This is a genomic window from Wansuia hejianensis (genome assembly GCF_014337215.1).
Lineage (GTDB): Bacteria > Bacillota > Clostridia > Lachnospirales > Lachnospiraceae > Scatomonas > Scatomonas hejianensis.
In genome coordinates this window covers 821,287-846,755 of sequence record NZ_CP060635.1, presented here as the reverse complement: position 1 = coordinate 846,755, position 25,469 = coordinate 821,287, and the positions used below count along the sequence as shown (strand labels likewise).

At 52.2% G+C, this 25,469-nt stretch carries 25 protein-coding genes; 2 read left to right on the top strand and 23 right to left on the bottom strand.

Annotated elements, in window-relative coordinates:
* Window positions 1-2: 2 nt before the first annotated feature.
* Together cbiQ and H9Q79_RS18330 are read left to right on the top strand one after the other, a co-directional pair.
* Window positions 3-776, top strand: a complete 774-nt coding sequence (gene cbiQ, locus H9Q79_RS03960; protein WP_118642648.1) for a cobalt ECF transporter T component CbiQ — start codon at window positions 3-5, stop codon at window positions 774-776.
* Window positions 773-2,437, top strand: coding sequence for a sirohydrochlorin cobaltochelatase (locus tag H9Q79_RS18330; RefSeq protein ID WP_118642646.1), 1,665 nt, complete (start codon window positions 773-775; stop codon window positions 2,435-2,437). Before cbiQ ends, H9Q79_RS18330 begins: the two co-directional genes overlap by 4 nt.
* A gap of 90 nt (window positions 2,438-2,527) precedes the next feature.
* On the opposite strand, the gene H9Q79_RS03945 is transcribed toward H9Q79_RS18330, so the two are convergent.
* From H9Q79_RS03945 to H9Q79_RS03835, 23 genes are all read right to left on the bottom strand, one after another.
* Entirely contained in the window at window positions 2,528-2,734 is a 207-nt protein-coding gene (locus H9Q79_RS03945) for a hypothetical protein (RefSeq protein WP_118642644.1), read from the bottom strand.
* A gap of 48 nt (window positions 2,735-2,782) precedes the next feature.
* Entirely contained in the window at window positions 2,783-3,427 is a 645-nt protein-coding gene (locus tag H9Q79_RS03940; protein WP_118642642.1) for a precorrin-8X methylmutase, read from the bottom strand.
* Window positions 3,428-3,429: 2 nt separating this feature from the next.
* The gene (locus H9Q79_RS03935; RefSeq protein ID WP_249329226.1) at window positions 3,430-4,947 is read right to left on the bottom strand and encodes a cobyric acid synthase; all 1,518 of its coding nucleotides are present in this window, start codon (window positions 4,945-4,947) and stop codon (window positions 3,430-3,432) included.
* An 11-nt stretch (window positions 4,948-4,958) separates the two neighbouring features.
* Entirely contained in the window at window positions 4,959-5,987 is a 1,029-nt protein-coding gene (cobD, locus tag H9Q79_RS03930) for a threonine-phosphate decarboxylase CobD (RefSeq protein WP_118642820.1), read from the bottom strand.
* A gap of 86 nt (window positions 5,988-6,073) precedes the next feature.
* A complete protein-coding gene (gene cbiB, locus H9Q79_RS03925) occupies window positions 6,074-7,048 on the bottom strand; it encodes an adenosylcobinamide-phosphate synthase CbiB (RefSeq protein ID WP_118642640.1) in 975 nt (324 codons plus the stop codon).
* Window positions 7,041-8,402 carry a cobyrinic acid a,c-diamide synthase CobB gene (locus tag H9Q79_RS03920; RefSeq protein ID WP_118642638.1) on the bottom strand — a complete coding sequence of 454 codons (1,362 nt, stop codon included), beginning with the start codon at window positions 8,400-8,402 and terminating at the stop codon, window positions 7,041-7,043. The genes cbiB and H9Q79_RS03920 overlap by 8 nt, the downstream gene beginning before the upstream one ends.
* Window positions 8,392-10,461: a precorrin-6A reductase gene (cobK, locus tag H9Q79_RS03915; RefSeq protein WP_249329225.1), complete on the bottom strand. Its 2,070-nt coding sequence runs from the start codon at window positions 10,459-10,461 to the stop codon at window positions 8,392-8,394. The genes H9Q79_RS03920 and cobK overlap by 11 nt, the downstream gene beginning before the upstream one ends.
* Window positions 10,454-11,185 carry a precorrin-3B C(17)-methyltransferase gene (gene cobJ, locus H9Q79_RS03910; protein WP_118642636.1) on the bottom strand — a complete coding sequence of 244 codons (732 nt, stop codon included), beginning with the start codon at window positions 11,183-11,185 and terminating at the stop codon, window positions 10,454-10,456. The genes cobK and cobJ overlap by 8 nt, the downstream gene beginning before the upstream one ends.
* The gene (locus H9Q79_RS03905) at window positions 11,182-12,237 is read right to left on the bottom strand and encodes a cobalt-precorrin 5A hydrolase (protein ID WP_118642634.1); all 1,056 of its coding nucleotides are present in this window, start codon (window positions 12,235-12,237) and stop codon (window positions 11,182-11,184) included. Before H9Q79_RS03905 ends, cobJ begins: the two co-directional genes overlap by 4 nt.
* Before the next feature lie 14 nt (window positions 12,238-12,251).
* Window positions 12,252-13,010, bottom strand: coding sequence for a precorrin-4 C(11)-methyltransferase (gene cobM, locus H9Q79_RS03900; protein ID WP_118642632.1), 759 nt, complete (start codon window positions 13,008-13,010; stop codon window positions 12,252-12,254).
* Window positions 13,007-13,693, bottom strand: coding sequence for a precorrin-2 C(20)-methyltransferase (gene cobI / locus H9Q79_RS03895; RefSeq protein WP_118642630.1), 687 nt, complete (start codon window positions 13,691-13,693; stop codon window positions 13,007-13,009). The genes cobM and cobI overlap by 4 nt, the downstream gene beginning before the upstream one ends.
* Entirely contained in the window at window positions 13,690-14,883 is a 1,194-nt protein-coding gene (cbiD, locus tag H9Q79_RS03890; RefSeq protein ID WP_118642628.1) for a cobalt-precorrin-5B (C(1))-methyltransferase CbiD, read from the bottom strand. The genes cobI and cbiD overlap by 4 nt, the downstream gene beginning before the upstream one ends.
* Before the next feature lies 1 nt (window position 14,884).
* Window positions 14,885-15,754: an amidohydrolase family protein gene (locus H9Q79_RS03885; protein ID WP_249329224.1), complete on the bottom strand. Its 870-nt coding sequence runs from the start codon at window positions 15,752-15,754 to the stop codon at window positions 14,885-14,887.
* Window positions 15,755-15,763: 9 nt separating this feature from the next.
* The gene (locus H9Q79_RS03880) at window positions 15,764-16,369 is read right to left on the bottom strand and encodes a histidine phosphatase family protein (RefSeq protein WP_249329223.1); all 606 of its coding nucleotides are present in this window, start codon (window positions 16,367-16,369) and stop codon (window positions 15,764-15,766) included.
* Complete coding sequence (locus H9Q79_RS03875; RefSeq protein WP_249329222.1) at window positions 16,362-16,745, bottom strand: bifunctional adenosylcobinamide kinase/adenosylcobinamide-phosphate guanylyltransferase; 384 nt, start codon at window positions 16,743-16,745, stop codon at window positions 16,362-16,364. The genes H9Q79_RS03880 and H9Q79_RS03875 overlap by 8 nt, the downstream gene beginning before the upstream one ends.
* Window positions 16,742-17,431 carry an adenosylcobinamide-GDP ribazoletransferase gene (locus H9Q79_RS03870; RefSeq protein WP_249329221.1) on the bottom strand — a complete coding sequence of 230 codons (690 nt, stop codon included), beginning with the start codon at window positions 17,429-17,431 and terminating at the stop codon, window positions 16,742-16,744. The genes H9Q79_RS03875 and H9Q79_RS03870 overlap by 4 nt, the downstream gene beginning before the upstream one ends.
* Before the next feature lie 83 nt (window positions 17,432-17,514).
* Window positions 17,515-18,036: a bifunctional adenosylcobinamide kinase/adenosylcobinamide-phosphate guanylyltransferase gene (locus H9Q79_RS03865; protein ID WP_118642620.1), complete on the bottom strand. Its 522-nt coding sequence runs from the start codon at window positions 18,034-18,036 to the stop codon at window positions 17,515-17,517.
* 9 nt (window positions 18,037-18,045) lie between these two features.
* Window positions 18,046-19,095 (bottom strand): nicotinate-nucleotide--dimethylbenzimidazole phosphoribosyltransferase, encoded by a 1,050-nt coding sequence (gene cobT / locus H9Q79_RS03860; protein WP_249329220.1) that lies wholly within the window; start codon window positions 19,093-19,095, stop codon window positions 18,046-18,048.
* 162 nt (window positions 19,096-19,257) lie between these two features.
* On the bottom strand, window positions 19,258-20,673 hold the full coding sequence (locus H9Q79_RS03855) for a deoxyguanosinetriphosphate triphosphohydrolase (protein ID WP_249329219.1): 1,416 nt from the start codon (window positions 20,671-20,673) through the stop codon (window positions 19,258-19,260).
* Window positions 20,674-20,809: 136 nt separating this feature from the next.
* The gene (gene thrC, locus H9Q79_RS03850; RefSeq protein WP_249329218.1) at window positions 20,810-22,306 is read right to left on the bottom strand and encodes a threonine synthase; all 1,497 of its coding nucleotides are present in this window, start codon (window positions 22,304-22,306) and stop codon (window positions 20,810-20,812) included.
* 216 nt (window positions 22,307-22,522) lie between these two features.
* Window positions 22,523-23,329 (bottom strand): aminotransferase class IV, encoded by an 807-nt coding sequence (locus H9Q79_RS03845; protein WP_118642617.1) that lies wholly within the window; start codon window positions 23,327-23,329, stop codon window positions 22,523-22,525.
* Window positions 23,314-24,723 carry an aminodeoxychorismate synthase component I gene (gene pabB, locus H9Q79_RS03840; RefSeq protein ID WP_249329217.1) on the bottom strand — a complete coding sequence of 470 codons (1,410 nt, stop codon included), beginning with the start codon at window positions 24,721-24,723 and terminating at the stop codon, window positions 23,314-23,316. Before pabB ends, H9Q79_RS03845 begins: the two co-directional genes overlap by 16 nt.
* Window positions 24,699-25,310 carry an anthranilate synthase component II gene (locus H9Q79_RS03835; RefSeq protein ID WP_118642615.1) on the bottom strand — a complete coding sequence of 204 codons (612 nt, stop codon included), beginning with the start codon at window positions 25,308-25,310 and terminating at the stop codon, window positions 24,699-24,701. Before H9Q79_RS03835 ends, pabB begins: the two co-directional genes overlap by 25 nt.
* Window positions 25,311-25,469: the final 159 nt, after the last annotated feature.

The following is a 25,469-nucleotide window of genomic DNA, read 5'->3' as shown; positions in this document are numbered from 1 at the left end:
CCATGATAGTGATCGATAAACTATGTTACAACTCTAAATTAAGGTATGTGAACGCCGGTGAGAAATTTGCTTTCGCGCTGATCACACTCTGTATGTGTATCATCAGCCGTTCGATTCTCATGGCTGTTCTCGTCCTTATAGTGAACGGGATTCTGACAGTCGGAAAGGGCGGAATCCCGTTCTTCCGTTACTGGAAGCTGCTGATGATCCCCCTGGTATTCCTTCTGTTGTCCACTCTCGCAATACTCATCAACTTCTCAAAAACACCGCTGGACGCTTATGCGATTCCAGTCGGCAGCATTTACATCACCAGCAGCTGGCATTCCGTATACGGCGGGCTGCAGTTGATTTTCACCGCCCTGGCCAGCGTCTCCTGCCTGTATTTTCTGTCCCTGAATACTCCGATGACAGATATACTGAATGAACTCAGGAAACTACACGTGCCTGGTTTGATCATTGAACTGATGCTGCTGATATACAGGTATATTTTCGTACTTCTGGAGGTTGCCGGAAACATCCTGACCTCTCAGAATTCCCGCCTGGGGAACAGGGATTTCAAAACCTCCTGCAAATCCTTCGGAGGAATGGTATCTGTCCTCTTCGTCCGGGCCATGAAGAAATCCGGGGCACTCTATGACGCCATGGAATCCCGCTGCTATGACGGAACCATCCATGTGCTCACTGAGAATTATCCGCCTAAGGCAAAAGAAATCGCGGGCATCGCCTGTTTTGAAATACTGCTGTTAATACTGACGATATGGAGTAAATTACGATGAACGATGTAATCATTAAGGCCGACAACCTCTACTTTTCCTATGACGACGAAAAATCCCATTCTCTCAACGGCCTGTCCCTGGAGATCCGCAGAGGCAAAAAAATCGCTTTCATGGGCGCCAACGGTTCTGGAAAATCCACCTTTTTTCTATGCTGCAACGGCATACACAAGCCCTCCTCAGGCACCCTCTATTTCAACGGGGAACCGGTGGATTATTCCCGTGACGGGCTGCTAAAGCTCCGCCAAAAAGTCGGGATCGTATTCCAGGACCCGGATAATCAGCTTTTTTCTGCCAGCGTCTATCAGGAGATTTCCTTTGGTATCCTGAACCTGGGAAAAACGGAAGAAGAGGCTAAGCTGGAAGTGGAGCGTGTCATTGACGAAATGGAAATCTCCCCTTTCCGCAACAAGCCCACCCATGCGCTGAGCGGGGGCCAGAAAAAACAGGTTTCCATCGCAGATATCCTGGTCATGCATCCGGACATCATCATTCTGGACGAGCCGGCCGCCGCCCTGGACCCCAGGCATACCACCATGGTGAACCAGGCCGTGGACAAAATGACCGCACAGGGCATCACCGTACTGATGGCAACTCATGACGTCAATTATGCTTTTGAATGGGCGGATGAAATCATGCTGCTGAAGGACGGACGGCTAATGATGCACGGTTCCCCGGCAGACGTATTCTCCAACCGGACAGCCCTGGCCCAGACCAACCTGGAACAGCCGGCCGCCCTGCAGCTCTTCGACAGTCTGTGTAAAAAAGGGATTCTGAAATCTACCCTGCCGGTTCCCACTACTCTGGAGAAGCTGGAACAATATATTGCCGAAATCCCTGTCAACTCCTCTGTTACCACAACAAAAACCTTTGCAGAGACCAAAAAGGCGATTCTGGTCGTCAGCTTTGGCACAAGTTACGAGGAAACCCGTAAGGTAACCATCGATGCCATAGAGCAGGAAATAGGCGAAGCCTACCCCGATTACGTGATTTACAGAGCCTGGACCAGTAAAATGATTCTGCGAAAGCTGAAAAAGCGTGATAACATCCATTATGACACTGTAACAGAAGCCTTCCGGAGAATGCATTCCGACGGGATTACTGACGTGGTCGTACAGCCCACCCACGTCATCAACGGGATTGAAAATGACCTGATGACTCAGGAAGCGCTGGCCTTCAGAGATGACTTCCATTCCATCCTCTTCGGCAACCCTCTTCTGACCACGCTGGAGGATACCGATTATATGATCGATGCGATTCATAGGGAATTTCCGGATCTGGCTGATAACGAGGTCCTTGTTCTGATGGGCCACGGCACCACCCATTATTCCAATTCCATTTATGCCGCGCTGGATTATACCTTCAAGGACAGAGGGTTTCCCAACATTTTCCTGGGCACAGTGGAATCCTATCCCAGCATGGAATCCCTGCTCCACATGGTCAAGGAATTCCAGCCCCGCCGAGTAGTTCTGGCACCATTCATGATCGTGGCCGGAGACCACGCCCAGAACGACATGGCCGGAGACAACCCGGAATCCTGGCGGTGCCAGTTGGAGGCGGAGGGCCTTCCTGTCACCTGCGTGCTGAAGGGACTGGGAGAATACAAGAGCGTCCGCCAGCTCTTCCTGAACCATGTGCGGGACGCGATCGCTGCCCGGCCTTAATAGGTATCCGCAAAGAAACAAAAAGGATTCAGTATGTGCAATTTTTACACATGCTGAATCTTTTTCTGCTTCTCCATCTTTGAAAGAGAATCAGTCAAACATCTCTCCCAGAGAATCTATGGAAGCTTTACAGCCATCGCAGATCATAATTTTCTGTCCCAGATACTCCTGCTCCTGGCAGGACTTTGTTTCGCCGCATATCTCGCATTCTGTCCTCTTTTTGCAGCCTGCAAATCCTGCGGCGAGCACCATTGCCAAAGCAATGAATGCAGTCCTTATTAATTTACCGTTTTTCATCTCCTGTCTCCCATACCAGAGTAAATCCACAGCCTGTACTGCCTTTTTTTATCTCTCGTTGTTGATCATGTATAATAAGGCGTTGCAGATGCAGGCGGCTATATTACTCCCTCCCTTTCGTCCTCTGGCCACGATATAGGGAACCGGCGCCTTCATGATCAGCTCCTTGGACTGCACCACGTTTACAAACCCAACCGGAGCACCGATCACCAGCTCTGGGGTAAGCTCTCCGTTCTCGATCAGCTCATAGAGACGGATCAGTGCCGTAGGCGCATTGCCGATGGCAAAGATCAGCTTTTTCTGGAGCTTCGCGGCCTTTTCCATGCTGACCACAGCACGGGTGACACCCCTTTCTCTGGCCTCTTCCGCCACATCCTCATCCGCCATAAAGCAGCAGACTTCTCCGCCATACCTGGCCAGGGATTTTTTATTGATGCCGGCCTTTCCCATCTGGGTATCCGTCACAATCCACGCGCCTTCTTTGATAGCGTCCATGGCTTTCTGCACCACACCTTCAGAAAAACACAGGTTATCTGCGTATTCAAAATCAGCGCTGGTATGTATGCACCGTTTAACGATCAGCTCTGTACCGGGAATCAGCTTTTTATCTCCCAGCTCCTCTGTAATCATCTCAAAGCTCCTGCTTTCAATGTCCATCGGTTTCACATTTTCTAATTCTATCTCGTATTTCATCTTCAAACCCCTTGCTCCAGTATTTGATATATCTTTTCCATGTCCAGGTGTTTTCTCAGGCTGTCGGCCAGCAGCTCATACTGGCTTTCCTTAAACGCCTGATAGTCCACCCCCGTCATCTGTTCCGTATCGATCCCTTTTTCTCTCCCAATTGCCTCTACGATTTTCTCAGCCACCAGCTCCCGGTCAAAAATGCTGTGCACATAAGATCCGTATATATTTTCAAATTGAGCTCCGTCAGCTTTTTGCCCGCTCTCCTCACTGTTCGTATCTGTGATGGCGGTCAATGGAAGTGCGCCGTTCTTCAGGGTGCTCACACCCATGTGGATCTCATAGCCCTCCAGTTCCACACCGGAAAGCTCCTTCAGAATTCCCCCGACAGCTTCAAAGGCCCCGTTAACTCTGGTACGGGTCTTTTGTCCGGCAAATACCGTATCCATCGGAAGCAGGCTCATTCCCTTGATCGTTCCTCCTGCCTCTACCCCCAACGGGTCGGCCAGCGTCTCTCCCAGCATCTGATATCCTCCGCATACTCCGAAAATAATCGTTCCGGAGGCCGCTGCCTTCAGGATTGCAGCCTCCATCCCGTTCTGGCGCATCCACAGCAGATCCTCCATGGTATTCTTCGTTCCCGGAAGGATAATCATATCCGGGTTCTTCAGATCTCCCACCCTCTGCACATACCTGAGAGAAACTCCCGGCATGCGCTCAAAGGGGTTGAAATCCGTGAAATTAGAAATCCTCGGTATCCGGACCACTGCAATATCAATCAGCCCCACCTCCTGATTCCCGTTGAACCGTTCAGTCAGGCTGTCTTCATCCTCAACCTCTATATTCAGATAGGGTGCCACACCCACCACCGGTATGCCGGCCCGCTCCTCCAGCATGGCAACCCCAGGATCGAGAATCGTCTTATCTCCCCGGAACTTGTTAATCACCAGTCCCTTGACCAGGCTCCGCTCATCCTCCTCCAGCAGTTCCACCGTACCGACCAGCTGGGCGAATACTCCTCCCCGGTCGATGTCTCCCACCAGCAGGACCGGAGCCTGTGCCAGCTTTGCCATGCCCATATTTACAAAAGCGTCGTCATCCTTCAGGTTGATTTCCGCAGGACTTCCCGCTCCCTCAATCACTATGATATCGTTGTCCGCTGCCAGAGAATCATAAGCCTCCTGCACCTTGGGGACCAGATTTTTCTTGTAGGCAAAATAGGACCTGGCGTCCATATTCCCCAGAACTTCCCCGTTTACTATCACCTGTGAGCCCGTATCATTAGTAGGCTTCAGTAAAATGGGATTCATCCGCACAGAAGGCACAACGCCCGCTGCCTCTGCCTGCATCACCTGGGCTCTGCCCATCTCCAGCCCTTCCTTCGTGATAAAAGAATTCAGAGCCATATTCTGCGCCTTAAACGGCGCTACCCGGTACCCGTCCTGATGAAAAATCCTGCATAGTCCCGCTGCAATCAGACTCTTTCCAGCATTTGACATGGTCCCCTGTATCATGATCGCCTTCGCCATCTTTTTCCTCCTTATGCCAGTGCTTCCAGCAATTTTATGTTCTCCTCATGGGTTCTGACAGCCACCCTGTAATATCCTTCGGAAAGGCCCCTGTAATTGCTGCAGTCCCTGATCAGCACCTGTTTTTTAAGCGCGTGCTCCACAAGGCCTGAGGGACCCCGGAAGAAAATATAATTCGCCCGGGAGTCATAGACTGAAAATCCGAGCTGCCGCAGCCCGTCCCGCAGAAACTCCCTCTCCGCCCCGATGATCTGCCTCGCCTCATCCACATATTCCTCTTCTTCAAGGGCCGCCACTCCGGCTGCCTGAGCCGGTATCGACACATTCCATGGCTGCACAGCCTCCTGCATTTTCTCCAGCACCGCCAGGTTTGAACAAAGTCCATATCCCAGCCGGATTCCCGCCATGGCGTACCGCTTGGTGAATGCTTTAAGCAAAAATAAATTCTGATATTCTCCCAGCATATTTTTCTTTGTATGTCTGTCTCTGTCCTCTATAAAATCCTGAAAACACTCGTCAATCACCAGAAAAGTGCCCGTTTCCCTGCAACGCTTTACAATACGGCTCATGAGTTCAGGCTCTGCCAGCAGCCCCGTTGGATTATTGGGATTGCACAGGATCACCAGATCCAGATGCAGCAGAATTTCATCCAGAATATCGCCGGTCAGAGCATATCCATCCCCTTCCTTCAGTTCATGATAGGCAATGTCACAGCCCACAACCCTCAGGGCCTGCTCATATTCGGCAAATGTGGGGGCCATCAGCAGCGCATGGCTTGGCTTCAGGGCAAGAACCAGAGTAAAGATCAGTTCGGCCGCCCCATTTCCACAGATCAGCCATTCTGCCGGCACCCGCTCATACTCTGACAGCCTTCCTGCCAGCTCTTCATACCTGATATCCGGATAATTGCAGACCGACTTCATGCTTTCCGCCGCCGCTTTTATCACTCCGGGCGGCGTCCCCAGTGGGTTCATGTTTGATGAGAAATCCAGCACATTTTTATGACGGTACACATCTCCGCCGTGTATCTGTTCTTTCATAATTTTAACTTTTGTATCCTTTCCAGCCATAAAAGTCAGCTCAAAATAAAGTGGCCAGCTTTTTTCCCGGCTCCCCGTTCCCTCAATCATGAGACACACAGTACCACAATAGCTCTCAAAACCGCTCCCGCCACAAGGGCCAGGAAGGCCGTCCCAACCATCAGCCGGTTAGAACGGGGGATGTCTTCCGGTTCTACCGGGCGGATCGGATCACCCAGCGTAGGCTTCCTGTGGAGTTCTCCGAAATACCAGGCGTCTCCCGCCAGCTGGATATCCAGCGCCCCCGCCATCACTGCTTCCGTATGGGCGGAATTGGGACTCTCGTGGTTCTTCTTGTCCCTCCGGTAGATCCTGGCTGCGTTTTTTCCGTCAAAACCCCAGAGATATCCGGCCAAAATCATGAGCCCCCCTGCAATCCTCGCCGGAAAAAAATTCACCACATCATCCAGCTTTGCCGCAAAAGTTCCAAAATACCTGTATTTATCATTTTTATAGCCCACCATTGAATCCATGGTGTTAATAGACTTGTAAAAGAATCCCCCGGCAGCTCCGCCAATCATCAGAAACAACAGAGGGGCCACCACTCCGTCCGAGGAGTTTTCCGCCACGGTCTCCACTGCAGCCTTCGTCACTCCCTGGGCGTCCAAACAGTCTGTATCCCTTCCGACAATCATAGAAACAGCGTACCTGGCCTTCGGGAGATCCCCCTCCTTCACTGCAGAATACACTCTCATGCTTTCTACCCTCAGCGCTTTGACGGCCAGTAGCTGGTAACACCAGAAAGTCTCAACAGCAAACCCGGCCCATACCTGAACCTGATACAGCCAGTGCAGGACCAGCGCCGGAACCGCCGTGCTGATCCCCGTCACGAACAGTACCAGAAAAACACCCGCTGTCCTCTGGCCGGCTCTGGTATCCGGGAACAGGCGGCGAAGCAGTTTTTCAAAAAGAGTAATCAGCTTGCCGATGATGCGCACCGGATGATACAGCCACACCGGATCTCCGAAAATCAGATCCAGAAGAAAACCCAGCGCTACCGCCGGAAGAATATAGTCAAACATCGCTTTTCCTTTCCACACAGCACTCCAGAAACGCCTTCGGCACTTCCGGATTCGCGTAATAATACAGATGGGGAAAACCCGCAAACAGGCTGCTTCCGCTGCGTATGCAGCGCCAGCTCCTTTTTCCCGACGGCTTGCTGGCCAGGAAAGCTTCTCCTGCATGTTCGGATTCAAAGTAGTGGAATTCATGGGAACGGATGTCCCCGACCTCTCTGCCGAACACCTTTCCCTCCGAAAGGGTGATGTATCCAAATCTGGTCAGGTGTCCGGTATAGTATGCTTTTCCCGGGACTGCCCCCACCATGGGCCATTCTCTGCCCTCCATATCCCTCAGCACCTCATGCAGATACAGAAATCCTCCGCACTCTGCCATACAGGGAAGCCCCTTTTCCAGCGCCTTCCGTATAGAGGCAAGCATGGACCTGTTCTCGCTTAACGCTGACGCATACAGCTCGGGATACCCTCCATGAAGCAGCAGGCCGTCCAGCCCCTCCGGCAGTTCCCGGTCATGAACGGGTGAAAATTCTACCAGCTCAGCTCCCATTTCCCGCAGCATGGCCAGATTATCTTCATAGAAAAAACAGAAGGCTTCATCTCTTGCCAGACCGATCTTCAGCGGAATTCTGCAGGCAGGCAGTTTCAGGTCCGCCTCTTCCGGAAGCTCCCTCGCTCCATGGGCGATCTCAAGGATCGCATCCACGTCCAGCGTATGATCCAGCTCCCCGCTCAATAGCTCCAGTTTTTCCCGGACCGAAGCGATCTCATCCGGCATCAGCAGCCCTAAATGCCTGCTTTCCAGCACACAGTCCTTCAGCACAGGCAGATATCCCACGACCTGCACCTTCAGTTCTTCTTCAATTACCTTTTTCATTCTCGGATACAGCATCGGAGAAATCCGGTTCAGGATCACGCCTTTGATGCAGGGCTTTTCCTGAAAATCCAGAAATCCCTTGATGAGAGGCAAGATCGACCGGCTGGCTGCAGCCGCATTCACCACCAACAGCACCGGAGTATCCGTCACCTGTGCCAGGTCACTGGCTCCGGCCCTGGAGCTGTTCTCTGAAAGGCCGTCATAGTACCCCATCACGCCCTCCATGACGGCAATGTCACAATCCGCCCCATTTTTCCGCAGAAGCATCCTGGTCACTTCATCGCCTGCAAAGAACGTGTCCAGGTTCCGGCTCTTCGTGCCGATCACCTTTGTATGGAACATCGGATCAATAAAATCGGGACCACATTTAAAAGAAGCCGTTTTCAGCCCCCTCTTTTTCAGGATCCCCAACAGGCCACAGGTAACCAATGTTTTGCCGCTTCCGCTGGAGGGAGCAGTAATCAGGATGCGGTCAAGCTTCATGTCCGCCACCTCCCGTCCCCACAGCCGCAATCACGTAAACCGGATTCTGGCCCATCATCATGTGATAGCGTCCGGCTGTCCTGGATTTCGCAACGGACACTGACGCTATATCTTCCCCGGCAAATCCCAGCGCTTTCAATGCCTCCAGCGACTCTGACAGCGTCTCAAGAGTAATCGCGTTAATGACTACCCGTATGTTCGGATTCTTAGAGAGCAAAAGCTCCAGAATCTCTTTCAGATTCCCCGAAGACCCTCCGATAAACGCGTGCGTAGGCGCGGGCAGTTCCACCAGAGCCTCCGGCGCCAGGCCCTCGACCACCGTCAGGTTATCCGCCCGGAATCTGCGCCTGTTGGCATACAACAGCTCTACGGCAACAGGATTCTTCTCCACGGCAAACACCTGTCCTTCCAGAGACTGCCGCGCCATCTCTACGGAGACAGACCCGCTTCCGGCGCCCACATCATAGACGACAGAGTCTTTTGTCAGCTGCAGCTTGCTCACAGAAATCTCCCGAACCTCTTCCTTCGTCATGGGAACCTTATCTCTCAGAAAAGCTTCATCAGGAATCCCGTGAGTTACCAAAAGCTCCGGTTCCGGGTTTTCCACCAGGATCACACTTAAAGAATCTCCGGTAAAATCCAGGAAATCCCCGGGATTACCCGTTGTAATCCGTTCTTCCGGATAGCTCAGGTTTTCACCCACATGAACCGTCAGCCCGTTCATCCCATAATCACGGAATTTCCGGCAGAGGCTGCGGATATCCTCTCCTTTTCCCATAAGAGAAAAAACTTTTCTGTTCCGGTTGCACAGGCCTACCAGATTGCTGTGCCTGCCGTGATTGCTGGTGATCGTAACATCCTCCCAGGCTGTTTTCAGCTTCGCACAGAAATAAACCAGGGAGCCAATCCCCGGAATGAGCCGCGCACTCTCCGGCAGCAGGGCCAAAAGCTTTTTCGCTCCGCTGTAAAAGCCCACGTCTCCGGACAGCAGAACGGCGATCCTGCGGCAGCCGGAATGGTTCCTGATGATCGCTGCGGTCTCCTCCGCCCTGTATTCCTCAAATATCTCCTGGCCTGGCCGCGCCACGGCCTGCACCATCCTCTTCGCCCCGATCAGAAGCTCTGCGCCCTCACAGTATTCCCTCGCCTCGACAGTCATGGTTGCTCCGGCAGCGCCGCCCATGCCGATACCCACCAGAGCGATCTCCGCTTCAGGTTCTGCCGCAGCAGTGTTCCGGATCACCGCCATATGTTCTGTGCCGGGCTCACGCACAGCCGCCGCCAGAGCGTCCGATTGCCCGGAAGCCGGACGGCTCCCCAGCAGTTCCAGGCATTCTTCAAGGGAAATCCCCTCCTCCTGCATCGGCCTTCCGATGATCACCAGCCGGCACCCGCAGCTTTTGGCAGCTTCTTCTTTTTCCAGAAATCCTCCGGCAGCGCCTGTATCCTTCGTCACAAGGAACCTGGCGCCTGTCTGGCGGATCAGAGCACAATTCATTTCCTTAGAAAATGGGCCCTGCATGCAGATCAGATGTTTTCCCTGGAATCCCAGCTCTGAACATTCCGCCACAACCTGAGGCAGTGAAAGCACTCTCGCGTAAACCCTCTCGCGATAGCCCGGAATGGCTGTAAACGCCTTCAACTCCTTACTGCCCGTGGTCAGCAGAATTCTTCCTTCCTGCCCTGAAAGGTAATCCGCCGCCTCAGAGGGGCTTTCGACAAATACCGCCTCGCATTCCTCTGAGACCTGACTTTTCCTCAGGACACGGATATACTTTCTTCCAGTCTTCCGGCAGGCCGTCCGGATATTCTCTGTGACCTCCGCCGCATAGGGATGGGTGGCGTCGATCACCAGCGCGCCGGGGCTGGCCTCCATCTTCTCCTCCATTCCGGCTTCCGAAAGCCGTCCCCACTCCACCTGAAGAGAAGGGCCGGAAGAGATCAGGCTCTCCCCATATTCCGTAGCCACAAAAACCAGAGCCCTGATACCCTGCTCTTCCATATATTCCGCTATTTTTCTTCCTTCTGCCGTCCCGGCAAAAAGCAAAACCTCATACATCCCGATATCCCCGCGGCGTTACCATTTTCCCTGCGATCTCTTTCGTCTGGGCGTTGCCGATAAATACCGTGGTGAACATATCCACCTCTGTATCTCTCAGCTTCCTCAGAGACATCACCCGGTATCCTTCACCGTCCCGCCCGATATTCTCCACAATGCCGCAGACGGTATCCTCACTCTTGTAACGCAGCACCAGGTCACAGGCCTTCGCCAGATAGTCATGACGTTTCCTGCTGGAAGGATTGTACAGGCAGATCACAAAGTCCGCCTCCGCGGCGTTCAGAAGCCGCTTTTCGATCTTCTCCCAGGGGGTCAGCAGATCGCTCAGGCTGATCAGGCAGAAATCATGGATCAGGGGCGCACCTAGCACAGCAGCGCCGCCTGTCGCCGCCGTCACTCCCGGAATGATAGTAAGCTCCACCTCCGGATATTGCTCACCCACCTCATACATCAAACCAGCCATGCCGTAGACGCCGGCATCTCCGCTGCAGATCATGGAGACCACATGGCCCTTTTTGGCTTCCTCAAAGGCCAGCACACAGCGGTCCACTTCCTTCGTCATGGGCGTCGTCAGAAATGATTTATCCGGAAAATGATCTTTTACCAGATCCACATATACGGTATATCCGATAATCATATCACTTTTTTTCAGGGCCTCCGCCGCCTCAACCGTCATCTTTTCATAGGCGCCGGGGCCGATTCCCACCACATATATTTTATTCAAAATTCCACGCTCCTGTTCTGGAGGGTGACGGCGCAGGTCACGCCGTCTCCGCTCACCTTTTTAATGATTAATTTGCCGCCTCCCGCGAGGACGGCACTCCGTTCACAGACGTTGTCAACACCGGTAATATCAGCTACAAATCCGGAGCTGGAAAAATTCCCCGGCACCGCTTTCAACTCCCCGGCTGTAAACGTCCGCAGAGGAAGTTCCCGGCTTCTGCAGAATTCCACAAGTCCCGGCTCGTCCTTCTTCAGATCGATGGTGGCCACCTGAAGGATCGCTTCCGGGTACAGGCTGTAGTCCCTGAGAGTATCTTCCACCAGCTTCTCAATCTGCCTTGCGCTGACGCCTTTCCGGCAGCCGATACCAATCGTCAGGCACCTGGGAATCAGCCAGAGAGTATGATCAAAATACGCACTGTGATAAGAAGGGCTGATGTAAATTCCCAGATCCGCTTCACCCGACCAGACAATTCCCTCCGGAAGCTCGCCCTTTACAGGAAAGTTCGTATGAAAGCCTACCTGTTCTCCGGAAAGCAGCGCAGCTGACACTTCTTTAGCATAGGTCATATTGGAAATAACCATATCGTTTTTCTTTGCATAGACATCTACGGCAAAACGGCCGTTCACATCCGTGGCCGTCGTTATGACGGGCACACTTCCGATCTTTGAAGCCAGCCATTCGGCCAGTTCATTGGCGCCTCCGATATGTCCGGATAAAAGCGGGATGCAGAACTTTCCCTTTTCATCCAGTACCAGTACCGCCGGGTCTTTCCGCTTATCCCTGACATAAGGCGCGATTGTCCGGACGGCAATCCCTGTGGCGCCGATAAAAATAATCCCATCACTGTCCCTGAAGCGGTCGGATGCCCAGTCCCTCATGGAACCGGTTATCATCTCAAATCCTGTTTCCTTCTGTTCCGGGAAATACTTCCCTTTATAAAACCACTGTGTGACTATTTCCTTCTCCACCGGTATCTGAAGCAGCAGCTCTTTGATCTTCCCTGCCAGCTCCATTCCCGCTCTTGTAAAACAAATCCCCGTAATCTTCATCTGTGCTTCCCCTATTACTTGCTTCCTTCCCGGAATTCCGTCGTAAATTCCGGATGGTACAATTTCGATCTGTCATAATGGCTGTGTGTTACCACGTCTCCAATAATCATCAGAGCCGTCTTAGTGATATTTTCCTTCCTGGCAGTCTCCGCCAGAGTTCCTACGGTGCAGACACAGGTCTTCTGGTCTTCCCAGGTGGCTTTATAGACGATGGCAGCCGGCGTATCCGCCTGATAGCCCCCCGCTACCAGCCGTTCGCTCAGCTCCTCCAGCATGCCGGTGCTCAGGAATATTACCATCGTCGCCTTGTGGGCCGCGAAGGACTCAATGCTTTCCCTGTCCGGAACTGGTGTCCGGCCGGCCATGCGGGTGATGATTACGCTCTGAGACACATCCGGCAGCGTATATTCCAGATCCAGTGCTGATGCAGCGCCGCAGAAGGAACTGACGCCGGGGCAGGAATCATATGCGAAGCCTTTTTCCTCCAGGACATCCATTTGTTCACGGATCGCTCCGTAGAGACAGGGATCTCCCGTATGCAGGCGAACGGTCGTAAGTCCGCCCTTTTCCGCCCCTTCCATCACTTCCAGCACCTCTTCCAGCGTCATGACTGCAGAATTATATACCTTGCAGCCCTCCTTTTTGTAATCCAGAAGCTGGGGATTCACCAGGGAACCCGCATAAATGATCACATCAGCTTCTTCCAGATATTTCTTTCCCCGCAGGGTGATCAGATCCGGAGCTCCCGCCCCGGCACCAACAAAATGTATCATACGCTCTCCTTTACGATAATCAAAGAATAATAGCCGGCATTTTCAGGAATCTCATCCGCGGTCCGGTAGATCTTCTCATCTGGCATTCCGCAGTTCTCAATCATAACCGCGGAAGCGTTCAGCTCTTTCAGCTCTTCCTTCACCTGTTTCATTTTCTTTCCTGCCTTCATCAGGACTTTTGTTCCCGGAAGCTTCAACGCATCTGAGATCTGATAGGAGGCAGGCATCACATGGAGGGGTTCCGCTTTTTCCACAAGCCCCATGTTCAGCCGTGCCGCCACTGCACAAAAAGAGGTAATTCCGCTTATGATCTCCGCATCATAACCGGAGGAAATGACTTTTTTATGAACATACAGATAAGTTGAATATACGGTTGGATCTCCCAACGTCAGAAATGCCACCTGCCGTCCGCTTTTCAGGCAGGCACAGATTCTGGAGGCGCCTTCTGAATGGCTCTGCTCCAGCTTTTCCGTATCTTTCGTCATCGGCATATCCACAGCCAGTAATTCCTTTTCATCCAGTCCGGGATACGCCCTCTTCACAATTTCATATGCCACCGTGTCTTTAGGGTCACTTCCGGGCAATGCAATCACATCGCTCTCCTTTATGACACGCAGCGCTTTCAGCGTCAGCAGTTCCGGATCACCCGGCCCGATGCCGACTCCATATAACTTTGCTTTCATCTTTTTATCCTTTCTGTCTGTGTATTTATCAGTTCAATCAATTCCGGAACAGTATCTGTCTCTCCTAATTTACCCCTGACGGAAGAAAAAAGAACCGCACCCAGCTTAACGGTGTTTTTACACCTGGCATTCAGGTAAAACTGTACTCTCCGGCAGATTTCCTCCATGGTTTTCCCATAGAGAACTTCTCCGCATTCTGCCAGAATGTCCAGTGATTCTTCCGTAGTATTTGTCTCCAGAATTCTTCTGGCGTCCTCTGCCCCGGCGCCTGAGCGCAATGCTGCTGCCGCCATCAGTTCGGCTCTGGCATCTGCGTTTCTGGAATGGGTATTCATAATTCCTCCGGAAACCTTGATAAACTTTCCAATATGGGCAATAAACAGGATTCCCCTGATCCCCATGGCCTCAGCCATGTCGATGGTCTCTCCCACGTAATTACTGCACTTCATCTCATAAGTCAGATCTATGTCTTTCATCTGCCGGGAAAAAGTCTCTCCATAATTCCCCGGCGTGATGACCAGATATTCGGCACCGGCCGCATGAAGCATCTTCATCTCTGTCCGGATGCTCTCTACCAGAGCCTCTTCACTCATCGGCATCACAATGCCACTGGTTCCCAGGACAGACAGGCCGCCCACAATCCCCAGTCTGGGATTAAAGGTCCTTCCGGCAATCTCTTCTCCTTCAGGAATGCTTATGACCACCGACATTCCGCCCCCGTAACCATGCATTTCACAGATTTCTTCCACCGCTTCCCGGATCATCCTCCGCGGCGTGTCGTTAATCGCCGCATTTCCTGCCGGCTGGTTCAGGCCGGGCTTTGTAACCCTGCCCACGCCTGTTCCGCCGTCAATATGTATTCCTTCCTCCGGCCTTCTTTCCACGGCAGCACAGATAAGAATCCCATTCGTCGCATCCGGATCGTCTCCTCCGTCCTTCCGCACGGCACAGCTGGCCCTGACAGGGCTTCCGTCCGGCCCCCGCTCAATCCGCCCTTCCTCAATCAGCAGATGCAGTAAAATCCCTTTGGGGGTCTGAAGAGCCGTTTCCTCCACAGGATTGCCAGTCAGCAGCATACAGGCCGCGGCCTTCGCGGCAGCGGCGGCACAGGAGCCTGTCGTATAGCCGCAGCGCAGCTTTTTATGATTTTTAATAACATAGCATTCTTCCAGCCCGCTCTTGAATCCCATCTCAGGTCTCCCTTACAAACTTTCGTATTCTCATTTCCCCGGCTTTCAGCCCCTGTTCCAGAGCAGTATCCTCCGGAAATATATCCTGAAACGCCTGGTATTCCTCACAGATTCCCTGTCCATGAAAAACTCCGCATGCGCCGGCATCACTGCCCAGCGCAAACATGACCCCCAGTTTTCTGGCCAGACGCATGTTTTCTTCCAGTCCCTTCCAGATACTCTTCAGGACCTCATCAGAAAATCTTCCGCTGCCGATCAGGTTCCTGACCGTTACGGCCGTCGGCACCCATACCACCTCATGCTCCGCCATACAGGCAATGCTGTCCCCGTCCTGGAAGTTCCCGTGTTCCAGGGAATCCACCCCGGCTTCCACTGCGATCTCCACAGCTCTCGCACCGTTCGTGTGGCTCATCACCCGAAACCCTTCTTCATGTGCGATGTGCACCATTTCACGCACCTCTTCTCTCTCCAGCGGTTCACTGGTAAGGCCCCTGTCCGTCTGGAAATCCATGATTCCCGTGGTCATGATCTTCACGAAATCACCGCCTTCATCCGCCAGCCTTCTGACCAGGGCCGCATACTCCCGGAGATTCCCATAGGACAGGCCCACCACCTTCCCGTAGCGGCCCTCCCTGTAGATTGCAAAACCGGGAGTCAGATAGGTAATCCCGTACTCCGGAGCCAGTCTTCTGGCCAACAGGGAGGCTCCGAAGTGATCGCCCCCGTCTCTGACGAAGGCCACCCCATGTGTACGGTAAGCTTCCAGCGCCCGGCGGATCTCAGCCTCATCCGGCCTGTCCCTGTGATCCTTCACAGCTTTCCGGTAATCAAACCCGTTCATAAAGATATGCGCATGGCATTCTCCAAACATAGCGCGCCTCTATTCTTCGCTCCGCACGATCTTGCCGTCCACCACCAGCTCACGGCTGCCGCGGCAAAAAGCCTCCGGTGAAAACCGCACCCGGTATCCTTCACCGTTATTCACGTGCCATTCAAAATAATCTTGTTTCGGAAAGCCGTAAGCGCCTAGTATGCTCATGATCGTTCCTCCGTGTACGACCAGCGCTATCTCTTCCCAATCCTTCTCATAGGACATGGCGACCACCCGCTCCATCCCTGCAAGACAGCGCTCCTGGAATTCAACCATGCTTTCCCCTCCGGGAAATCCCAGAGTGCCGCCGCTGTCAATCCATTTCTGATAATCCGGATTGTCGCTGAGCTCCTGGTAATTTTTATTCTCAAATTTCCCAAAATCGCATTCGGCAAATTCCGGAATCAGGCAGGGTTCCTGCCCGGGAAACAGAATTTCGGCCGTCTGCACACAGCGCATCAGAGGACTTGCAAATACCTGGTCCGTCTCTTCAAAAGCATACCGTCTCAGCGCCTCCGCCTCTTCCAGGAGAAGAGGCTCATCCGTCGTGCCGATATACCGCCCTCTGCTGTTCCCATAAGTCTTCCCATGACGGATCATATTCACCTTAAGCATGTTTAATCACCGTCCCGATCCCGCAGATCACCCGATGGACTTCCCCGGACTGTGCCGCCAGCTTCTCACAGAGCCTGCCCATAGTTTCCCGGTATTTCCTGTCAAAGGCTTCCATGGGCACCACGCCGTATCCCACCTCATTCGTCAGGATACAGATATCCGGATTCTTCTCCAGCAATTCCCCGGCCAGGCCATCCACTTCCTTCCCGGCCTGCATTCTTCTCCTCACATAATCATGAAAATGCAGCAGCCCTCTGCATTCAAAAATCTCATCCCAGCTGCAGGTATTGCCGTCCACCCATCCGTCCTGGATATTAAAGGTCTTTCTGGCATAATAATATTTTCCCTGAAATGCACCGCCAATCACAAGCTTCATCCAATCATCCCCGCAATTCTATTCCCGATTATTATTGTCAGCAGCATAACAAGCTCGCAGAGACTGACGAAAAAACCTGCCAGATCCCCGGTGATGCCGCCGAAATATTTCAATGCCATATGATAATGGTAAACAAACACAAACGCCGCTGCCGTCATTAGAAGTATCCCCAGAAACGGGTTAAGCAGGACGCCCGCCGCTAAAAACAAAAGCAGGTATACGGCCATCGTGACGTTCACTATGTTTTTCAATGAATTATTTCCGAAAACTGCAGCTGTCCCCTTCGGATTCGCATTGGGGAAATTCTCCACAGACAATGCGGAAAACGTTCGCGAGATTCCAAATGCCAGGCAGAGCACCGGAAGTGTCTCCCTGGTCACTTCACTGGCCGCTCCAAAGCAGATTACAAAATAACAGAGCCCGATGATGACCGCAAATGCGCCCGCATGGGAATCCTTGAGAATCTCCAGCCGCCTTTCCTTTTCACGCCAGGAACTCATGGCATCAGCCGTATCCAAAAGGCCGTCCAGATGAATTCCTCCGGTAACCAGCACAGGTATGAGTACCAGCACGGCAGTTCTGAATATGGTACCAAAGCCCAGCCAAACTGCCAGATGAAACCATCCGAATTCCAGGGCCCCGATCGCCAGACCTACCCACGGGAAAAAACACATGGAATATTTCATGTTTTCTCTCGTCCAATCAGCCCTGGGCATAGGAATCTTAGAATACATAGAGAACGCAACAATAAAACTGTTCCAGAGGTTTTTCATGGCGCTCCTTTCACGGAGATGGGAATCCCGTATACCACCTCTGTTACCCGGTCGGCCATGTGGGCGATTTCCTGATTGATCGCTCCCAGATACTCCTGATAAATTCTCGTCTGATTGCTGTAGGAAATCCCATCGGAAAAAATCTCATTGGTAACAATCACCAGGTTATCCGCTTCCTCCCGCAGGTGGACCACTCCGTCCAGCACGGCATTGACCGTATGTATGCCGGCCGCGTCGGGCTGGAACATCTCATTCGCCACCAGATTCGACATGCATTCCAGCAGCACATTACATCCCTCCGGAATTTCCAGCCGCGCCAGGTCTGTATAACACTCCAGAGTCTCAAAATTCTTCTCGGCCCGCATGGCCCTGTGCCTTTCAATTCTCTGGTAGCTCTCTTCATCATACGGACACATGGTCGCCAGATAAACTCTCCTGTTATCCCCCAGCTCCAGTATCTGCTGTTCCGCATATCTGGATTTACCGCTTCCCGAACCGCCTGTTATCACATGTATCATCCGTCTCTCCTAACTCAATGGAACATAAGTTTCGATGTCATTTTCTTCAAAAGTAGCCATTTTCCGGTATACCTCCAGGCCCATGTCCAGCAGCGGGAATAACGTCACCGCGCCGCTGCCCTCCCCCAGACACATGTCACAGGTCAGGAAAGCTTCTTTTCCAATAGAATCCAGCAGCAGACGGGCAGCAGGCTCCTTGGATACATGAGAGGCGATCATGTAATCTCCTGCCGTAGGACAGATCCGGATCGCCGCCAATGCGGCCACACAGGATATAAAGCCGTCAATGACCACCGGCATCTTCGCCGCCGCCCCTCCCAGGAATACTCCTGCCATGCCGGCTATGTCAAATCCCCCTACTTTGGAAAGCACGTCCACCGGATCTTCCCGGTCTGGCTTGTGCATGGCAATGGCACGCCGGATTGTCTTTATCTTCTTATTTAAACCTGCCGTGCTTAAACCTGCGCCGCGCCCTGTCATTTCTTCCACCGGATGATTCAGCAGTACCGAAGCCATGGCGCTGCTTGAGGTGGTATTTCCGATACCCATCTCGCCGGTAGCCAGAAGCTGGAATCCTTCTTCTTTTTTCTCAAAAGCCAACATGATACCGGTCTCAAGAGCCTTCACCGCCTGATCTCTGGTCATTGCAGGCTCTTTTGCCATGTTCTTCGTACCATAGGCAATCTTGCAGTTCCTGATGCAGGTATCCCGGTAGATCCCCATGTCCACAGGAAAAATCTCCGCCCCCGTCCTGCGGCAGAGAATCCCTGCCGTGGCTTTCTCCTGAAGAAAGTTTTCCGCCACCTGCGCCGTTACCTCCTGGCCTGTCTGCGTGACTCCTTCCTCTACCACACCGTTATCCGCGCAGAGAACAATCAGGGCTTTCCTGGCAATCTCCACTCTGGAGGTTCCCTGGATGCCGGCAATCTGCACGACCACATCCTCCAGCTTCCCCAGGCTGTGCAGAGGCTTAGCAATAGAATTCCAATGCTTCTCTGCAGCTTCCATAGCTTCCTGATCCAACGGAGTAATTCTCCGGACCGTTTCTTCTAATGTCATTTCCGCTCTCCCTTTCTGCCGGGATCCCCGCCGGCGCTGCCACGCCGCCGCCCGTATAATATAAAACACCGGGCATCCTCATAATGCATGCCCACACGTAGTTAATTATATCACAATCCCCACCTCAGAACAAGCACAGCCAATCATATGGTTCTGTATAATTTACTCTATCCCATTGAGCTGCTGATACAGGTCTTTAGCAAAGCTGTCCGTCATCCCGCTGATATAGTCTGTCACCAGCAACAGCCGCAGATAGAGCCTGACATTCTCCGGCTGGTTCCTGGAATAAAAATGATAGATCTGCTTGTAGTTATCAGATACCAGATGTATCAGCTTTCCTTCCATCATTCCCAGCTTCTGGCCTGTATCATAGCTGAGAAACGCATGGACAAAGGTGTCCAGAAAATAGGTGATAATTTTGCCAGCTGCAACTTCCAGCTTCAGAATCGGCATGGAGACAAATACATGGTCGTAGGCAATATTGCCTAATGCTTTGATGATCGGCGCAGCTGCCGTCCCGTAAAACAGATCATGCTCCCATCTGCCCTCCATGATTTCCCTATAATGCGCGGTAAACCCGGCGGTGGCACAGTAAATCAGATAGCCCTGCATCCGTATGATAAAATTCGACACCGCGTAACGTTTCGGCTCCTTATCCCCCCGTTCCAGCGCTTTCCGGTACTGATGCTCCAACACTGAAAGGGGATAATTCTCCTTTCCCTGATAGATGGCGTCCAGATGGCTGTGAAGCTCTGATGTGAGTCTATCGTAGGAAATAAATCCCTTCTTAAATGCATCTTCAATATCGGCGGTCCGGTAAGCGATGTCGTCCGCGGCCTCCAGAATATAAGTCAGCGGATGGCGCACGCCAAACGTTCCGCAGCTGTCTGCGATCTTCCGGTACAATTCTTCCTCTGCATAAAAATAGCCCATTTTCTTCTCACAGATCCGTCCGCTGTCCGGCAGGACGCCGGTTGACGGAACCGGATATTTTATGATTGTGTCCAACAGGGCAAAGGTCAGATTCATGCCATATTCATTCACCAGCAGATGCAGCTTGCTGACCAGACGGAGCGCCTGGGCATTGCCCTCGAAATGATAAAAATCCTGCTGCATCTGTTTCGTCAGAACCTCTGTTAACGGCTTCCCTCTGAATTCCAGAACGGGAATGTTTTTCCGGAACCAGTCGCGGATCGCTTCTTCCCCGAAATGTCCAAACGGAGGATTCCCGATATCGTGGATCAGCCCGGCACACAGAAGAATATCGCAGATGTTGCTTTTGGACTGTTCCGTAAACTCCGGGTCCAGCCCCTTCTGTATAATGCTTTCAGCAATATTTTGCCCCAGGGATTTTGACAGAGAGGAAACCTCCAGGGAATGGGTCAGCCGTGTTCTGATAAAATCACTTTTATCCAGCGGGAATACCTGGGTCTTATCCTGAAGCCTCCGGAAAGAAGCACTGCCTATGATTCTATGATAGTCCTTTTCAAATTCTGTACGGAGATCCGAAGATTTACCTGCCGACGACCTCTGGTACTCACCCTTTCTGCGGGGCGATAACAATGTATTCCAGTTCATTACGTTCCTCCATCAACCTTGAAAGCCTGCTGCTCAGCTCTTTCATTGCCTGCCGTGGTTTTCTGAGCAAAAAACGCCAGAAGAGGCTGCCGCGGCACGGCGGGCACCCTCTTTTGACGTTTATCCCCTTGATCTTTTAATCAGTTAACCCCAGTATTTTCTTCACAGCCGCTTCCATCCCTCCGACCTCTGCCACCGTATGGTGACGGACCGGTGCGGTGCGGATCTCTTCTATCGCTTCCGGTACCTTCACACCCGATACCGCGGCCAGGGCGTCGATCTGCTCCATATCCTGCATGGGGTCGTATTTCTCCCTGTCAATTGCATGAAGCACACTTCTGGCAAATTTATAAGGGCTGGCGGTAGAAGCGATCACAGTCTTTGTCCGGTCTCCGGTCTCCTCTGTGTATTTCCCGTAGACTGCGGCCGCAACTGCGGTATGAGTATCCAGAACATACCCGTCCTCCCAATAGATGCGCGAGATTGTAGCCGCGACCTCATCTTCAGACGCATAATTCCCATAGAAATCTGCAAGCTGATCTCTCATCTCCGGCGTGATCTCATATTTGCCGCCCCTGGAAAGAGCATCCATCAGGGTCTTGGTCTCGTCCGCGTTCCCGCCGGCAATCCTGTAAATCAGCCGTTCCAGGTTGCTGGACACCAGAATGTCCATGGACGGTGAAGAGGTCAGGATAAATTCACGATTCTTATCATAGGTGCCTGTGGCAAAGAAATCGTAAAGCACTTTATTCTCATTAGAAGCACAAATCAGCTTACCGATGGGAAGCCCCATTTGCTTCGCATAGTAAGCTGCCAGAATATTGCCGAAATTGCCGGTGGGCACTACCACATTGATCGGGTCGCCGGGCCGGATCTCACCCTTCCTGAGCAGGCTCGCATAAGCATATACATAATAAGCAGCCTGGGGAACCAGCCTTCCGATGTTGATGGAATTGGCCGAACTAAACTGGAAGCCCGCCTGATCCAGTTCCTTTTCCAACAGCTTATTCCCAAATATCTTCTTCACGCCGGTCTGGGCGTCGTCAAAATTACCGCGGATAGCAACTACGTATGTATTCTCACCCTTCTGGGTCACCATCTGCCGTTCCTGAACCGGGCTCACGCCGTCCTTCGGATAGAATACGATAATACGGGTTCCCGGCACGTCGGCAAAGCCAGCCATCGCAGCCTTCCCCGTATCGCCGGAAGTGGCTGTCAGTATTACAATCTCATTGGTAATATGATTTTTTCTGGCTGCCGTAGTCATCAGATAGGGCAGGATAGAAAGAGCCATATCCTTAAAAGCAATCGTTTTACCATGGAACAGCTCCAGAAAATATGCTCCGTCCGCCTGACGCAGCGGTGCAATCTCCGGAGTATCGAATTTTGCGTCATAAGCGCTGTTGATGCAGTGCCTCAGCTCTTCTTCCGTATAATCCGTCAGAAAACGGCTCATCACCTCGTAGGCCAGATCCTGATAGCTCATTCCGGCCAGCCTTTCCAGGGGTACCTCCAGCTTCGGGAGCTCTTCCGGCACATAAAGGCCGCCGTCTCCGGACAGTCCGTTCAAAACCGCGCGGGACGCCGGAACTCCTGATTCTCCGCCTCTGGTGCTTTTGTATAATATCTGCATTTTTCTACTTCCTTCCTGATGTTCTTAACTAAACGGATATTCGTGCTTCCCTGTCCGTCCGAGATCCGTGCTTCGGCTCATGAAGTCATGCCCCCAGCCCGGCTGCCGTCCAGAGCTTTCATACGTAATCAACAGTTTTTATTATACCATAGCAGCCACTTTCTGTGAAGACTCCTTCTGCAATTTCGTGCGGCGTCCTTCGGGTTTTACAGCCGTTCATCCCTTCGGCTTCGCTGTTACAAAGGTTTCCGGAGCTTCTGTTGCTTTTGTCGTCGCCTGCTCACAAAACACCTGGCGGCACAGCGATTTCCAACAGGAACGCGAAGTAAACTGTTTCTCACCGAGTCTGCTTACCGGCATCACCCCCAGGAGAGAGTTCGTGATAAACATTTCCTGGAAATGTTCTACCATTTCCGGCCTGATGACTCTCTCTTCCACTGGCCGCAGCCCCATAATGAACTGCCGAAGTATCCCGTTCAGCAGTCCGCAGGCGACCGGAGGCGTGATTATCCGCCCTTCTTCTACAAAAAACAGATTTGTCGCAGCCCCTTCGCAGATCTCCCCCCGGGTGTTCAAAAAGACTGGTTCATCATAGCCCTCCGTTACTGCCCTGCGCTTTTCCAGTATGTTTTCTCCGCAGTTCAGAGTTTTATAATAGGTAAAGGGAGAAGTCTCATTCCGGCGGATACTGCTGTACTCCAAATGAAACCCTTTCTTATATTGCTCCTCCGTATACACATTTAAACGGGATGTGAGCAGGATATTCTTCTCAGATACCGTCAGCTTGCAGGCTCCATTTTCCATGGGATTTTCCTGAAGGAAACGACGGACCTGCTCTCTTCTAGCATCCAGCCAGCGGCCATCCTTTTCTCCTGCTCTCAACAGCCCGAAAAAATCCGCAGCCTTCTGAAGCCGCCGCAGATGTTCCTCCAGAAATACCGCTTTTCCCCTATACACCCGGATTGTCTCGAAGGCGCCCAGCCCAAACCAGTATCCGTCGTCCGCTGTCAATGGTCCATCCATCCTTTGTCACCTCCTGTAATTGCCTCCACAACAGCCCTGGCTTTCTGCCAAGTCTCGTCATATTCAAATTCCGGCTCAGATTCCGCCGTAATTCCGCCTCCCGCCCCCAAATGGTACGTTCCATTCTGATGAACCGCGGTTCGGATCACAATATTCAGGTCGCAGTCCCCATTCATGGAAAGATAGCCGATAGAACCTGTGTACAGGCCTCTCCTGCTGTGTTCCAGTTCATCGATAATTTCCATCGCCCGTATCTTAGGCGCCCCTGTGATAGAGCCGCCCGGAAACGCTGCCCCAATCAGATCGGCCGCCGTCTTTCCGGCTTTCAGCTGTCCCGTCACCGTGGATACCAGATGAAAAACCGTGGCATAAGACTCAACCGCAAATAATTCCGTCACCTGCACACTTCCCGGCTCACAGACTCTGTTCAGATCATTCCGTTCCAGATCCACAATCATCAGAAGCTCACTCCGGTCTTTCTCTGACGCTTCCAGTTCCATCCGCAGTCTCCGGTCCTCTTCCTGTGTTTTCCCCCTCTTCCGGGTTCCCTTAATCGGCCGCGTCTCCACATTTCCGGCCCGTATCCGGAGAAAACGTTCCGGCGAGGCGCTGATAATCTGAAAATTCTGTTCATTCAGATACCCGCCAAACGGCGACGGGTTATGCCGCCTCAGATATCTGAACACCTCATAAGGCGCTATGTCGCACTTCACCTTTATCTGACGTGTCATATTTGCGATATAAATATCGCCGGACCTGATGTATTCAATCATAGAATGAATAGCTTCCAGATATTCCTGTTTCGTGAAATCTGAAGAGACAGAGCTCTCCCCGCCTGCCTCTTTGCCACCCTTTTCGCATTCATCCGGCAGCTCTGTACCCCCGGCAATTTTCCTGTCTGGCATACCGGCCAGCTCCGACAGCTCTGATTCATACCATTCATAAGAATGAAGCCGCTCTCCGGTACAGATATACAGCTCTTTTTTTTCCAGATCATCAATCACATAGAGATCGTAGAATGTAAACAGACCTTCGGGCATGTCGAGTTCTTTCACGTGCCGGGTAGAAATCTGTTCAAAGCTTCGCCCGTAATCATAAGAAAGATATCCCACCGCTCCGCTGATCATGGGCAGTCCCGTTTCATTCTCTTCTCTGTTCTCCTTCAGGTACCGGCTTAAAAATCCCAAAAGAGTGCCATCCATTTCCCTGCCGTTCACTCTCAGCCTCCCAAGGTTTTCTTCTGCCCGCAGGTATGGATACCTGCCGATGACAGAATATCTGCCATAGGCATTTTCCAGAGAGGAATCCAAAAAAGCCGCCGTCTCCCTGTGGAATGCCGCGAATAACCGCTCTGCCGGACAATAGTTCTTCAGCCTGCCAACTTTTGTCCCCATGATCCCTTCCTCCATTCTCTGCAGATTCTGATAAAATTTTCCAATAACTCATGGCCGTATTCCGTCAGCACTGCTTCCGGATGAAATTGAATGCCATACAGCGGATATTCCCTGTGGGAAAGAGCCATAACCGCGCCATCCTCCGACAGGGCGTCTACCCGGAGCTGCCCGGGGACGGTGCTCCTCTCCACTATCAGGGAATGGTAGCGGGTGACCGGATAAGACTCCGGCAGGCCCTTAAAAAGCCCTTCTCCCCGGTGACAGATCCGGGTCACTTTACCGTGCATGGGCCGGCTTCCCCGAACAACGCCAGCTCCAAAAGCGTGGCCGATAATCTGATGACCCAGGCAAACGCCCAAAATGGGAATTCGTCCTGTGAAATGGCGGACTGCCTCCTGTGATACGCCTCCATCCTCCGGGCGCCCCGGTCCCGGCGATATCACAAGCCCTTCCAGCTTTTTCATCTCTGCCAGATCTTCTACGGATACCCTGTCATTCCTCACCACACGGATTTCCTGGCCCAGCTCCTGAAAATAAGCCGCGAGGTTGTACACAAAAGAATCATAATTGTCAATCATCACTAACATAAAACCCCTTTCCGCCCAAATATTTTCAGAAAAACTTTCCTATTAAAATAAAAAGCCGAAACAGATGTATCTGCATACATCTGTTCCGGCAGTCTTCTGAAAATTCAGGCACACCTTATCCTTCTATATTATTTTCTCAGTCAGCAAGCCGGACAAGAA